Below are 13,148 nucleotides of genomic sequence, written 5' to 3' on the forward strand. Positions count from 1 at the left end.
TTTATTTAAACTACTTACTTAGCTTTACAAACTTCAGATTTATTTACTTACGTTGAAATTGTAGTTATAAATTATTAATTACAAATATATCATAAGTTATGGCAAAACCAAGCTATCTAAATTTTGATAATAAAAGTTATAAATGGAAAAATGATATTGAGTATCGTAAATACCCGGAAAGCTATAGAGTAGGTAAAGGGGCGCAAGGAGTATGCATTTGTCAACCATATAAAAATGAAATTTTGCCTTATTGGAAGTTTAAAACTTCTGAAATTGCTAAAGAAAGTAGTGAAAAAATATCTCGATCTTCATAACAGATATCCAATATCAAAAAGAAAAAGACAATCTACGAAAATTCGTTGAAACTGATCCTGAAGAACTTTCAAATTTTATTGAAACTTATGATAAGACTGAAAAATATAACAATAGAGAAGCTGAAATTTTTCATAGTTTAAGTTCTATTTTAATGGAAAAACAACAAGATAATGCAATTAAATCATTAAAGAAAGCTATTGAACTAGATCCAAGTAAAGTATAATATCACGAAGAGTTTTTTAATAAATTACATAAAATAAATCCGGAGGAAGCACTCGCTTCTATCAAAAGAGCTATAGGGTTAAATCCAAATAAAAAATCATTATATGAAGACCTTATTATTTTGTTGAAAAAGGTAAATTATGATGGAGAAGTAGCAAAAATTACTAAAGTAATTCAAGATTTCCCTAAAAATATACCTAATTTGGTATTAGGTACTGAGGAAACAAAGGATTTGTATCAAATTAGGTTTGGCACAGGAGTAACCGTATCAAAACGTGGGTATTTATGAGTGTTGCACTGTCATCTAGTTGCTTGCTAACTAAGTCTAGAAAAAATAACTTCAACATTGTTACTACACTATATTATATGTTTTGCTGGATGATGACATAGAGAGGAATAATAAGTTACACAACACCCGTGACGGTCACATTAAAACAGTTTCTTCAATCCTTTTTGTAGAAGCTTATTCACAGGATCTGTTTGTTGGTTTTCCTGCGTAGGGCTGTTTTGTTCCTCTGTATTTGTATCCTTTGTCTTTCTGAGACCTAAAGCATCTTTAATAATATTTTCAGGTTTCTTCTCTCCGCTTTTTAAGTCTTTAATAACGCTATTAAATACGTTTTTAACTAAATATGTTTGAAAGGCTTGAACGTCTAATTTATGCTGCGGATTATTTATGAATCCGTATAATTTAACGGCTATAGGCGGTAAATCCGCAATAGTAACGCTTGCACTAACATCCATCATATATTGTGGTAAGTTAATTTGACCGCTTGCATTTGTTGTGGCAGGTGAAGCATCTAAACTACATTCATTTAAATTAAGCTTGCCTTGCGTTATATTTCCTCTGGCAATTAAATTTTTGAAAGATGTGGATCCGCCACTAAAGGCGCTGTTAATAAGTCGCAATACTCCTTCGGTATTTTTAGCATTATTTACCGCATCTGCGATTCGATTTAAATCAAATCCGCTTATTTCCCCGTTATCGCTATTTACGTTAAATTGTCCATTTAGATTATTAACATATGTATAAACGCTATTACCGCGAGAAGTAAGATCGGCTTTAAAGCTTAGTCGCCCATCAGTGATTTTTATTTTATCCGATTGCGGAGTGAAACTTTTGAGATAGGCATTTTTTAAATCGATTTTAATTGCAGCGTTTTGATCTTTGGCTGAACTCACATAACCGGTGCTACTTAGTTCGCCACCGTAAATGCTTGCATTAACTGAAGTAATATTCAGCGTGCCGCCGGTGATATTTAATTTTGCTTTTAAATTATTTATGATTAATGAGTCGTTAGTTAATTTATCAATATTTGCGGATAATTGCCCTTCAATTTCATTTAAAAACCCTAAATTAATAGGATTATGTGACCAAGGAGAATTATTTTTAGCTGTAGGTATGTTGTGAATAGCAGGACTATTAGTTTTATTTGGAGCAGGAGTAGGACTATTACTTGTAAGAATTTTATCCAAATTCACTAACGGACTATATAAGTTAAGATTAAAATTGGGCTTCTGAGTTTCTAAATTAATATCTCCTTTAATAGATATATTAGTATTAAAAGCGGATATTTTATTATTAATATGGAAAGTATCTTTAATTTTTTGCACTCCTCCGTTTAACTGCAATACTCCAATCTGACTTAAATTACTTACTCCCATAAGAGACATAAACGACTCAAAATTATTAATTTTTAGATTGTACGAAATAGTTATATCTTGTGCTAAATTTTTAAGCTCAATATCTCCGGTTAGATTACTATTTGCAGCCGATAAATTAATATTTTGTAATTTTATTGCTTGAGCATTACTAATTACATTAGAAGTAAGTATAAGTTTTTGGTTAATAATAGACGGTAATTTATCGGTCTTTAGTTTTAGAGCATCAAGTATAGGTTTTAAACTATCAGCTTGTAGCATAATATTTGTCTTATCTAAATTAGAGCTAATCTCGGTTATAATGTTACCGGGATTGATAATAATATTTGATTTCAGGTTATTACGCTCTATATCATAATTTGCATTTGCTAGTAATTCTATATTTGAATAATTAAGTCTAGCATCTTTAATAGCTATATTTTTACTATCGGCAGTAATTGCCGTAGTTAGCTCGTAGTCATTTTGTAAATCAGCAGGCATACCTAAAGTTTTAGTATTACCTTTAATATTTGTGTTACCTATGAAGGAATTATGTTCGCTATCAAATTTTCCTTCAATTTTAATTTTTTCACCGGCAAGATTAATATTGGCACTTAACGGAATTATTTTACCGATTTCTTCAATATGGCCGTCTATATTAATTTGCTGTTCCAAAGCCTTTAAAGCTAAAGTCAAATCTATAGGACCTTTAAGGCTTTTAATTTTAGTCTCTAAGTTAATATCGTTAAATATTTTCTCACTGTTTTTTTCTATATATATTACTTTGCCGTCTATAATTTTAAAATGACTAATCAAAATAGGAAGTGCTAATTCAGTTTTAGTATCGGTAGATTCTACAGAGCTAAGTTCATTTGTTTTGGATGCATTATTAGGTGTAGAAAATTGCCAATTTTTTTGTCCATTACTTAAAACTTCTAGATTTATAATCGGTTTTTGCAGTTCTATAGAAGCTACTTCAATTGCTCCTCTAAAAAGAGGAAAAAGTCGCAATGACGCTTTAGCACCTTCAACGGAAACTAGATGAGGTTCTTTTGTACCGTTTATTGATGATAATTTAATTTCTGATAGTGATATTGCGGGATTCGGTAGTAAAGATAATTTTATGTCGCCGTTAATAGTTAAATCTCTATTTGTAGCCTCTTTAACTTTATCTATTACTATTCCTTTATAATTATTTAAAGGAATAAAGAAAGGAATAACAATTAATAATAATATTATACTTATAAATATAATAAGTGAGTATTTTAAAGTTTTAGGCATAGAGCTTAACCTTCTATTTATATACATATATTAATTATAGTATTTAAGGATTAATTGTCAATTTTATATAATTTACTCAATTAAGGATTAAAATAATTATATTCTATGTCATTCCCACGATGCGTTGTTGCGTGGATCGGTTTGTCCATCATTGCGAGTAGATGTTGTTGCGTGGACCGATAAAATCCACTGTGTCACCCCGTGGCTTGACCACGGGGGCCATAAAAACAATACATACTAATAAATTTAGTATTTTTAACTGGATCCCGTGGTCATGCCACGGGATGAAACAGAGGTGAATAAGAATCGTAGGGTACTATAAAGAAATTGAAAACTACGGTAAATTATTCAAGCTTCTCTTTGATAATTTAAAATCACATAATCTTTAGTTATAATAGGAAAAAATTCTTTATTGAAAGGTAATAATTCGGTTGTTTGATCTGAAAATGCTATTTCAATTATGTCACCGGCACCAAAGTTAAGAATATTTGTAATTTTGCCTATTTCTTTATGATCTTGGTTTAATACCGGTAAATGAGTTAAATCCGCTATATAAAATTCATCTTCTTCTAGTTCCGGTAAACTTGCTCTTAAGCAAAATATTTTATAACCTTTTAAATGTTCAGCTTCATTTCGAGTAGCTATATCATTAAATGTACAAATTAATTCTCCTTTGGCATTTTGGCTAATTAGCTTAATATGTATATTTGCTCCTGACTCATTTACTAAATTTCTTTCAAGTATTTTTGTAGCAGGGTCGGTAAAAGATTTTAACATTACATGACCTTTAATTCCATGACATGATTTTATTACACCGACTAAAATTAAATTTTCTAAAGAATTCATTAATTTGCCTTTAAATTTTGATAATTATATATAATAATATATTTAAAAACTTTTTTACAGACATGATAAAAAAAATAGCTGCCGGCGTCATAATTTGTTTTTCATTATTGTTATTTATAATGTTTGGTGCATTATCGTTTGTTAACTATAATTCGGTTACTAATAATTTTACCAGTTATTTAGGAATTGCGAAAGAAAACATCGGAAAAATAAAGATGCATAAATTTCCTTTGTCCTATTTAGTTATTGAGACGATAAGAGAAGAAGGAAAGTTAGATTTAGAGCAGATCAAAATTCATTTTTCGTTGTGGTCGCTTATAAAATTTAATCCTAAAATTAATAAAATAGATATATTAGATGCTAAATTTTATTCACATTCTAATGTATTAAATATTTATAATCATGAAGAGTTAATAAAGAATTTCTTTAAATATAAATTACAAAATATAAATCTAAATGTTACTAATCTAAGTATTATTAATAAACAAGATTATTCTATTTTAAATTTTAATAATTGTATATTAAAAAAAGAAAATGCTTTATCGTCTAATTACATATTTAAAACTACAAGTAACTATATAGGTAAAATTTCAGGTTCAATTAATAAACGTGACGATATAGTAGATTTTAGTCTTAATATTGATAATAATGATTATGGTTTTAAGTTATCGCAAATTTACAAAGATTCTAAGCTTACTAGCGGTAGTGGTGAATATCAGATTAAAAATTTAGCATCGGTAATGTATAATATATTACCGGATTTAAACCATCTTTTTAATAAATTTAATCAACATGAGGCAGTAAACGTTAAATTTAATATTTCAAATAATGAAGATGCAATAGAACTAAAAGACATAGTAATAGCATCATCTTTTATTATTGGTCATGGATTTGTTAACATTGCTAAAAATGATAATATTACTACTAATGTAAAACTAGATTTTCCTAAAATAGATTTAAGTTCGTTAATTTCTCCAAATGCAGAGGTAACATTTAATACTTCTTCTTCAAATATTAGATTTATTTTTGCCAATAAATTACTTAAAGCAGACGTGGCAATTAACGAAATAATTTTAAGTAATAATGAAGCACTAAAAAAAATAGTCTTTTCTTCTAACTTATCAAAGGGTACTTTAAAGATAAATGAATTTTCAGGTAATATTAAATCAGGTGGAGAATTTAAGCTTACAGGTAATGTAACACAGAATGCCGTTAGAAGTATGTTCGATGGACAGCTATATTTAAAGCACAACGATATAAATTCGTTACTGAATATTTTAGGATTTAACGACGTTACTATTAAAGAAGCTATTCCTTTTAGCTTGTCATCGGATTTAAAACTCACTTTAATAGATTTATTTTTTAAAAATTTATTACTCAAAACAGATAATTTAAATTTATCAGGAAATTTTTCTAGTAAATTTATTGCTCAAACACCGCGTTTAGACGCTACGCTTAATATATCTTCGCTTGACTTAAGCAGTAGAACGTATCCAATAATTTCACCGCTTATCGAATTTACAAAAAATTTAACTAAAGATATGAAAGCTCTAGATTATCCAAGTAAATTCATCCCTATTAGAACAATAGGATATTTAGCTAATTTAGATATTCTGATAGATAGCGTTAAGTATAACGATCATGTATTTGACAAAATGAATTTGCTTGCTAAAATCGTACCAGCTAATATAAAAATTAGTAATTTAGATTTTAAAACTGCTAACAGCTATTTATCAACTAGCTGGAACTTAGATGCATCGAGTGTATTACCGTCTTTGACCGTAGAAATTAAGGACGGTAATCTTACTACTGATTTATTATCACCGGCAGGAATGCTTAATTTAAGAAATAAATTAATAAATGATTATAGTTTAGATAAAGCTACCTTACAAGTTGCCGGTACATTGTCGACATTATTACAAAATGATTTAATATTGAAAAATGTTAAATTTTATGTAGCAAATAATAATAATTTATTACAATTTAATAATATTGAAGCAGAATTATTAGGTGGTAAGCTTCAAGGTAACGGCAATATTTTATTAGAACCTTATGCTATAAATTTCGTATATGCTTTAAATACAATAGATTTAAACAAAGTGTCAGCTCTTATGCCTAAAATATTTACTACAAGTGGTGGAAAAATAAGTATCAGCGGTAGTTTAGGAACTAACGGTAACACTCTTCAAAGCCAGCTATATAACCTTACTACAAAATCACAATTTGCTATAAACAATATAGATGTTAATAATTTTGCAATTGATGCTTTTATAGAAAAAATTGATACAGCTGATTATAAGGTACAAAATTTAGATAAAGATATAAATAGTGCTATAACCACAGGACAAGAAAATATTAGAGGTATAAGCGGTGATATTGAACTACAAAAAGGTATTGCCCTTTTAAAGAAAGTAAAATTTGCAACACAATATAGTAGTGGTGCGGCCTCTTTTGCAGTTAATATATATAATTTTGATATGGATGCATCTAGTATTTTATCATTTTACGTGCCGGCAAGGCTTGTTAAGTTAAATACCTCAAATACAAGTTCTGATAAAGATAGCTTGGCACATCTTAATATAAAAATGCAAGGGAGTATTTTTGCTCCTAAGAAAACTTTTGATAGTAGTGAGCTAAAACAATTACTTATACCCCAAACAACTGAAGACACAATTACTACAGATAACCATTAAACATAAAAATAAATGACTAATACTAAAACTTTAGAAGCAAATATTAGCTTTGAAGAAGCTTTAAAAGAGCTTGAGGAAATTGTTAAAAAAATAGATAACGGACAAGAGAGTCTAGAGACGGCAGTTAATAGCTTTGAAAGAGGTATTTTACTTAAGAATCATTGTGAGAAAAAACTAAAAGAAGCTCGGTTAAAAATTGAAAAAATTACTAAACTTGCTGATTCTACAGTGGTCTTAGAAGAGATGGAAGTGTAGTGTTGACATAAAGCATACATTGTACTAATATCATAAGATGACAAAGAAATGTAATTATAGCTTTTCTGCTGAAAAAAATTATAAGTTAATAAGTGAGCGCAAGGTAAGTTTTGAAGAAATAATATCAGTTATAGAAAGTAATTGTTTATTGGATATAATAGAACATCCAAATCCTAATAAATATTCAGAGCAAAAAATGTATATAGTTAAATTTAATGAATACGCCTATTTAGTGCCTTTTATTAGTGAAGTTGATAGAACAATTTTTTTAAAGACTATTATTCCACGTCACAAAGCTACTCAGGAATATCTAAAAATAGGAAAAGTCATGAGAAATAAAGAGAATATATCAAATATAATACTAGATGCTGAAGAAAACGCATTGCTGGAGTCTTTTGAAAATGATGAATGGCAAAGAATTAAAAATTTTGAACAAGAGAAACATATATCACAAGTGGCAGCAGCTAATTATTTAAAAAAAGATACTCGCATAAATATTCGTATTTCTAGTAGTGATTTAATGAGAATAAAACAAAAAGCTGCTTATGAGGGATTACCTTATCAAACTCTTATTTCTAGTATATTACATAAATATTCAGCAGGACATGGTTAATAATACCTATGTAATCATATAATTGACTTTATCTATACCGTTCCTAATATTGTTTTATTCATCATAATAAATATTGTTTTGATGAGTTTTTGTGTGGGATGTTTATATTTAACAAAATACATTATTCCTAATAATTTTCAAAAAGAAGAGCTTGGAAGTCTTGGTGGGTGTTTATCAGGTGTAGTCGGTAGTATGTATGCGGTATCAACCGGTTTTGTATTAATTTATTTACTCGGTAATTTTAATAAAGCACAAGAAGGGGTGGGGTGGCAGCAGAATCTATAGTGTTGATGAGGCTTGCAGATAGTGTAGCTTCCTCATGACATGAGGCCTACAATTTATCTAGATATTAAAAATTATACCACAGGTGTAATGCGGCGTGAATGGCAATTAATGAAAGACGGCAAGCAAATCGGTCATGAAGTTCTTAGTTTCCTCCAAGATATTAATAAGAGACTACAAGCTTATAAAGCACGCGAGCAAATGCAGCTATTGACTAAGCAGGTAAATCATTGAAGAGATAAAAGAGCTTTAGACAGTAAGGTATAACAGGATTAAAGTGTCCTATTTTTCCTTAAATATTCAATATTGGATAGTTGTATGTATAATGACTGCTATTAATTTAATTTTTGTCTGTATGCTTGGCACCAAGCTTTATTTACATAAGATTTCGGTTGGTTTAGTTTGTATCACTTCATCATCAATGCTTTTGTTATTATTTATATTAGACAAACCTTTTCGAGGTCCTTTTGCCGTAAATCAATATGACCTTATTAAGGCTGTACATTATATTGAGAGATTAAATTAGTGATATCTGTAACAACATAACGCCATAATTTATCCGTGCCTTTAGTAATACCTATACGAGCAGTAGTAGAGTAGGGTAGCTTTAAGCCGATATCGCCGACAAAAAATTCGTTGTTATTTATGAGATCGCATTTATTATGAGAAATATTAATTCCTAAATATTTGCATAATTTACCCGGACCGTTGAGGTATAGATTTTCAGGCGAAATAACATGTACGCCTCTTATTAAGGTTGCAGCAGGGAAGCCTTTAGCTTCGGTTACGAAATTTAAACAATAATACATTCCGTAAATTAAATAGACATAGCTAAAGCCTGCAGGACCAAACATTATATCCGTTCTTTTTGTCCGCCCTCTTGCTGCATGGCAAGCAGGATCATTCTGCCCTATATAGCTTTCAGTTTCAGTAATGATAGCTGTTTTACCTTGGAAATAAAGAGTTTTACCGATTAACTCAGTGCTTACTACATTAGTATCTCTTGCAAAAAATTCACGAGGTAAAGGGATTAGTTTATTCATGTTTTTGAAAAAAATATTTAAATTCTTATTCCATTTTGTAGGAGTGAAGTTAGTAATTGCATATTCAGCTATATTATTTATATAAAAAGGATCTTCTCTTAATATATCTTTAAGTTGACTTAGTTTTTCTATATTAGCTAAAATAATACCACCAATTCTTGGATGTATAGGACCTAATAAAATGTCCTTTATCATAACATGTATCTAAACATTTTCTATGTTGCGTAATAAATTTTCAATAGAAGAAAGATCTAAGCCTAAGGTATATTTAAGGTTTACAATAAACATAATTTATATTTTTTTATTAAGTGGTTTAGAATTTTTTATAGAGATTGGAACTGTATCATATCCGCCGTCGCAAAACGGTTGACATTTGATGATTCTTTTAAAGGTAAACCACAAGCCTTTTATGCTGCCGTGCATTGATATAGCTTCTTTGGCATATTCAGAACAAGTGGGGTGAAACCTGCAATTATTGCCAAGTAGTGGAGAAATGAAATATTGATAAAATCTAAGTAATAATAATAAAATTCTAGTCATTTTGAAGCTTGTCTATTATTTTCCCCATTTTTTCTTGAGTTAGATCTTCATAATAATCGTCATTAATCTGTACGACCGGAGCGTTAACGCATGCTCCCAAACATTCTATCTCGCTTAAAGTAAATTTTTGATCTTCAGTAGTTTCTTTGAGTTTTACACCTAATTTCTTTTCGCAAATTTTCATTATATCATCACTACCACTCAGCCAGCAAGGAGTGGTAGTACATACTTGGATATGATATTTACCAACCCGCTTTAAGTTAAACATAGTATAAAATGTTGCAACCTCATAAGCCCGTATATAAGGCATTGCTAACATATTTGCGACATATTCGATAGCAGGAACAGGTAGCCAGCCGCCGTTTTGACGTTGTGCTAGATCAAGCAGCGGAAGTATTGCACTTCTTTTTCCATGCGGTGGATATTTTTTTATAATCTCTTCTGCTAGATTTAAATTTTTCTTATCAAATGTAAAATTTGTAATTTTTGTATTCATATATTTTTACGGTATAGTTTTATGTCATTTCTGCGCAAGCAGGAATCCTTAGAACTATTTAATTAAATCTGTCCATTCAGGATTAGTTTTTTCTATCAGTTCTATTTTCCAACTACGTTGCCATTTTTTCAAGTTTTTTTCTTGTAAGTGCTTCTTGAATATCAGTAAATGCTTCTGTATAAACAAGCTTTATAATATTATATTTTGAGGTAAAACCTTTTATTATTTTTTGTTTATGTTCATAAGCACGACTTATTATATTATTAGTAATACCAATATATAAAGTACCATGCTTATTAGAGCATAATATATATACCCAATATATTTTGTGTGTTTTAGTTTTATTTTATGGATTCCTGTTTTCGCAGGAATGACAGAGCAACGCAAGTACAAGCCCACGGCATGACAAATATATTACCTATCTATCTCACCAAATACTATATCAAGCGTTGCAATAATAGTAATAACATCTGCCATTAAATGACCTTTAGACATAAAATCTAGTCCTTGCAAATGAGCAAAGCCGGGTGCTTTAATACGACATCTATAAGGTCTATTACCTCCTTGCGAGTATAAATATACACCAAATTCGCCTTTAGGGGCTTCTACGGCTTTATAGGTCTCGCCGGCTGGGACGTCATATCCTTCTGTATAGAGCTTAAAATGATGAATCATTGCTTCCATAGATTCTTTCATTTTGGCTCTTGTCGGTGGTGTTAATTTAGGATCATCGGTTTTAATTGCACCTTTCGGCATTTTTTCTATACATTGCTTGATTATCTTGATTGATTCGTACATTTCAAGCATACGAACGAAATATCTGTCGTAACAATCACCGTTTTTGCCAATTGGTACTTTAAAGTCCATTTCATCGTAAACGTCATAAGGGTTTGACTTGCGTAAATCCCAAGCTATACCCGAACCTCTAAGCATTGGTCCTGAAAACCCCCAGTCCATTGCCTCTTTTTGAGACACAACGCCGATATCTACTAAACGTTGTTTCCATAATCTATTTTCATTTAGTAGACTTTCAATATCGTGAAGTTTAGGAGGAAACTGTTCTATAAACTTATCTATATCCTCAAGTAAACCTTCGGGTAAATCTGCTGCAACCCCGCCCGGTCTAAAGTAGTTTGAATGCATACGAGAGCCGGAAACATGCTCGTAAAATTCCATGATCTTTTCTCGCTCTTCAAAGAGCCATAATAAAGGAGTAGTAGCACCGATATCTAAAGCTTGGCTGCCAATATTCAAAGTATGGTTCAAAATTCTTGTTAGCTCTGAGAATAATACCCTGATAAACTGAGCTCTTCGTGGGACGTCGCATTCTAATAACGACTCAACAGCTAAAGCAAATGCATGTTCCTGACACATCGGTGAAACATAATCAAGACGATCAAAATATGGTATAGCCTGCAAATATGTTTTATGCTCAATAAGCTTTTCCGTACCACGATGAAGTAACCCAATATGAGGGTCGGCATTATTTACTACTTCCCCGTCCATCTCAAGGATTAACCTTAAAACTCCGTGAGTTGCCGGATGCTGTGGACCAAGGTTTAGAGTTATAGTTTTGGTGTTGTTAGTCATAGTATTTTTCCTACTGTCACCTCGTTCGCTTGACCACGGGGTCCAGTCTTTTGTATTTTTTCTGGATCCCGCGATCAAGTCACAGGATGACATTCATTTTATTTCTGGATTCCTGCTTTCGCAGGAATGACATTGGTTGCCTTCTCATCACCTGGCAATACATAACTCGGGCTATGCCAGTGCGAGCTAAAATCAAACTCACGATATTCTATGTCTAAATCGACCGGTTCATAAGCTACTTTCTTTAGCTTCTCATCATATTTAACTTGTGTATAGCCTGTTAACGGGAAATCTTTACGTAATGGATGCCCCTCAAATTCGTAATCGGTTAGTATGCGTCTTTTATCGTCATTACCCTCGAAATTTACCCCGTACATATCATAAACTTCACGCTCATACCAACAAGCGGCACTAAATATATTCATTGCTGAAGGTATAGTTTCTTTTTCAGATATATATACTTTTATTATAAGACGCTTATTTAATTTTAAGCTTAATAAATTATATACTACTTCAAACCTTTTATAGTCAATTGATTTGGACTCGCCTACATTGTCGTTCGTCGTGCTCCTATTAGTTATAGGCTTCGCGTCTTGCTCCTTGTGGCCAAGCCCAACTGAATTGACTACGTTATTCTGAGGAAAATCAGCCCCAAATAAATCAGTAAGTAAAGTGAAGCGTAATTCTTCCGATTCTTTTAAAGCTTTTAAAAACGGCAATAACAAATGCGGCTCGATTGTATAAGCTAGGTAATCTTTAACCGTGATCGGAGTTATTAAAATGCTAGATTTAGCTGCAAGTCTTTCAATGAGTTTGTCTAGCGTCATACTTAAAACCTGTAGTGCGTTTAATTTTTTTCTGTAACTGCATCAGCCCGTAAATTAATGCTTCGGCGGTAGGAGGGCAGCCAGGGACATATACGTCAACCGGTACGATTCTATCACAGCCACGCACTACCGAATAGGAAAAGTGGTAATAGCCGCCGCCATTGGCACAACTACCCATTGAAAGGACCCATTTAGGTTCAGCCATCTGATCATATACTTTACGTAGAGCTGGTGCCATTTTGTTAGTAAGCGTTCCTGCAACTATCATAAGGTCGGACTGTCTTGGACTGGGTCTAAATAACATACCGAAGCGATCCATATCATATCTACTTGCTGCTGCCTGCATCATCTCAACAGCACAACAAGCAAGCCCAAAAGTCATAGGCCATAAGGAATTAGCTCTCGCCCAGCCTATAACGTCATCAACTTTAGTGAGTAAGAATCCTCTATTAGAAAGCTCATTACTTAATAATTCGTCTTCTTGATAAAAATTATTTTTCATAT

13 protein-coding genes and 2 pseudogenes are annotated in these 13,148 nt (G+C 31.3%); 6 read left to right on the forward strand and 9 right to left on the reverse strand.

What is annotated here, in order from left to right; genetic code table 11:
• Positions 1–98: 98 nt before the first annotated feature.
• Entirely contained in the window at positions 99–314 is a 216-nt protein-coding gene (locus ACHBLB_RS04975) for a DUF4385 family protein (RefSeq protein ID WP_475841017.1), read from the forward strand.
• A 347-nt stretch (positions 315–661) separates the two neighbouring features.
• On the forward strand, positions 662–826 hold the full coding sequence (locus ACHBLB_RS04980; RefSeq protein WP_475841019.1) for a hypothetical protein: 165 nt from the start codon (positions 662–664) through the stop codon (positions 824–826).
• 140 nt (positions 827–966) lie between these two features.
• On the opposite strand, the gene ACHBLB_RS04985 is transcribed toward ACHBLB_RS04980, so the two are convergent.
• The gene (locus ACHBLB_RS04985; RefSeq protein ID WP_475841022.1) at positions 967–3,459 is read right to left on the reverse strand and encodes an AsmA family protein; all 2,493 of its coding nucleotides are present in this window, start codon (positions 3,457–3,459) and stop codon (positions 967–969) included.
• Between the two features lie 348 nt (positions 3,460–3,807).
• Positions 3,808–4,305 carry a ribosome maturation factor RimM gene (gene rimM / locus ACHBLB_RS04990; protein WP_475841024.1) on the reverse strand — a complete coding sequence of 166 codons (498 nt, stop codon included), beginning with the start codon at positions 4,303–4,305 and terminating at the stop codon, positions 3,808–3,810.
• Between the two features lie 62 nt (positions 4,306–4,367).
• On the opposite strand from rimM, the gene ACHBLB_RS04995 reads away from it, so the two are divergent.
• From ACHBLB_RS04995 to ACHBLB_RS05010, 4 genes and pseudogenes are all read left to right on the forward strand, one after another.
• Entirely contained in the window at positions 4,368–6,998 is a 2,631-nt protein-coding gene (locus ACHBLB_RS04995; protein WP_475841026.1) for an exodeoxyribonuclease 7 small subunit, read from the forward strand.
• Between the two features lie 12 nt (positions 6,999–7,010).
• On the forward strand, positions 7,011–7,253 hold the full coding sequence (locus ACHBLB_RS05000) for an exodeoxyribonuclease VII small subunit (protein WP_004996011.1): 243 nt from the start codon (positions 7,011–7,013) through the stop codon (positions 7,251–7,253).
• A 37-nt stretch (positions 7,254–7,290) separates the two neighbouring features.
• Positions 7,291–7,866 carry a hypothetical protein gene (locus ACHBLB_RS05005; RefSeq protein ID WP_014364616.1) on the forward strand — a complete coding sequence of 192 codons (576 nt, stop codon included), beginning with the start codon at positions 7,291–7,293 and terminating at the stop codon, positions 7,864–7,866.
• 81 nt (positions 7,867–7,947) lie between these two features.
• Positions 7,948–8,674: pseudogene (locus ACHBLB_RS05010) on the forward strand (bestrophin-like domain).
• On the opposite strand, the gene ACHBLB_RS05015 reads toward ACHBLB_RS05010, so the two are convergent.
• The 7 genes and pseudogenes from ACHBLB_RS05015 to ACHBLB_RS05045 form a co-directional block, all read right to left on the reverse strand.
• Positions 8,640–9,191 carry a DNA-3-methyladenine glycosylase gene (locus tag ACHBLB_RS05015; RefSeq protein ID WP_012150679.1) on the reverse strand — a complete coding sequence of 184 codons (552 nt, stop codon included), beginning with the start codon at positions 9,189–9,191 and terminating at the stop codon, positions 8,640–8,642. The pseudogene ACHBLB_RS05010 and the gene ACHBLB_RS05015 overlap by 35 nt on opposite strands.
• Before the next feature lie 291 nt (positions 9,192–9,482).
• Positions 9,483–9,731, reverse strand: coding sequence for a membrane protein insertion efficiency factor YidD (gene yidD / locus ACHBLB_RS05020; protein WP_012262333.1), 249 nt, complete (start codon positions 9,729–9,731; stop codon positions 9,483–9,485).
• On the reverse strand, positions 9,724–10,227 hold the full coding sequence (gene nuoE / locus ACHBLB_RS05025) for an NADH-quinone oxidoreductase subunit NuoE (RefSeq protein WP_014363037.1): 504 nt from the start codon (positions 10,225–10,227) through the stop codon (positions 9,724–9,726). The genes yidD and nuoE overlap by 8 nt, the downstream gene beginning before the upstream one ends.
• Before the next feature lie 54 nt (positions 10,228–10,281).
• Positions 10,282–10,552, reverse strand: a pseudogene (locus tag ACHBLB_RS05030) (GIY-YIG nuclease family protein).
• An 89-nt stretch (positions 10,553–10,641) separates the two neighbouring features.
• Positions 10,642–11,817 carry an NADH dehydrogenase (quinone) subunit D gene (gene nuoD, locus ACHBLB_RS05035; protein WP_475841028.1) on the reverse strand — a complete coding sequence of 392 codons (1,176 nt, stop codon included), beginning with the start codon at positions 11,815–11,817 and terminating at the stop codon, positions 10,642–10,644.
• 98 nt (positions 11,818–11,915) lie between these two features.
• Positions 11,916–12,644 carry an NADH-quinone oxidoreductase subunit C gene (locus ACHBLB_RS05040; RefSeq protein ID WP_475841030.1) on the reverse strand — a complete coding sequence of 243 codons (729 nt, stop codon included), beginning with the start codon at positions 12,642–12,644 and terminating at the stop codon, positions 11,916–11,918.
• A complete protein-coding gene (locus ACHBLB_RS05045) occupies positions 12,622–13,146 on the reverse strand; it encodes a NuoB/complex I 20 kDa subunit family protein (protein WP_004995988.1) in 525 nt (174 codons plus the stop codon). Before ACHBLB_RS05045 ends, ACHBLB_RS05040 begins: the two co-directional genes overlap by 23 nt.
• Positions 13,147–13,148: the final 2 nt, after the last annotated feature.

This window comes from Rickettsia lanei, assembly GCF_056242675.1.

Bases quoted from the DNA above. Each gene is read 5' to 3' on its own strand.
- ACHBLB_RS04975 (WP_475841017.1), top strand. From the start codon at position 99: ATGGCAAAACCAAGCTATCTAAATTTTGATAATAAAAGTTATAAATGG.
- ACHBLB_RS04985 (WP_475841022.1), bottom strand. From the start codon at position 3,459: ATGCCTAAAACTTTAAAATACTCACTTATTATATTTATAAGTATAATA.
- rimM (WP_475841024.1), bottom strand. From the start codon at position 4,305: ATGAATTCTTTAGAAAATTTAATTTTAGTCGGTGTAATAAAATCATGT.
- ACHBLB_RS04995 (WP_475841026.1), top strand. From the start codon at position 4,368: ATGATAAAAAAAATAGCTGCCGGCGTCATAATTTGTTTTTCATTATTG.
- ACHBLB_RS05000 (WP_004996011.1), top strand. From the start codon at position 7,011: ATGACTAATACTAAAACTTTAGAAGCAAATATTAGCTTTGAAGAAGCT.
- ACHBLB_RS05005 (WP_014364616.1), top strand. From the start codon at position 7,291: ATGACAAAGAAATGTAATTATAGCTTTTCTGCTGAAAAAAATTATAAG.
- ACHBLB_RS05015 (WP_012150679.1), bottom strand. From the start codon at position 9,191: ATGAATAAACTAATCCCTTTACCTCGTGAATTTTTTGCAAGAGATACT.
- yidD (WP_012262333.1), bottom strand. From the start codon at position 9,731: ATGACTAGAATTTTATTATTATTACTTAGATTTTATCAATATTTCATT.
- nuoE (WP_014363037.1), bottom strand. From the start codon at position 10,227: ATGAATACAAAAATTACAAATTTTACATTTGATAAGAAAAATTTAAAT.
- nuoD (WP_475841028.1), bottom strand. From the start codon at position 11,817: ATGACTAACAACACCAAAACTATAACTCTAAACCTTGGTCCACAGCAT.
- ACHBLB_RS05040 (WP_475841030.1), bottom strand. From the start codon at position 12,644: ATGACGCTAGACAAACTCATTGAAAGACTTGCAGCTAAATCTAGCATT.
- ACHBLB_RS05045 (WP_004995988.1), bottom strand. From the start codon at position 13,146: ATGAAAAATAATTTTTATCAAGAAGACGAATTATTAAGTAATGAGCTT.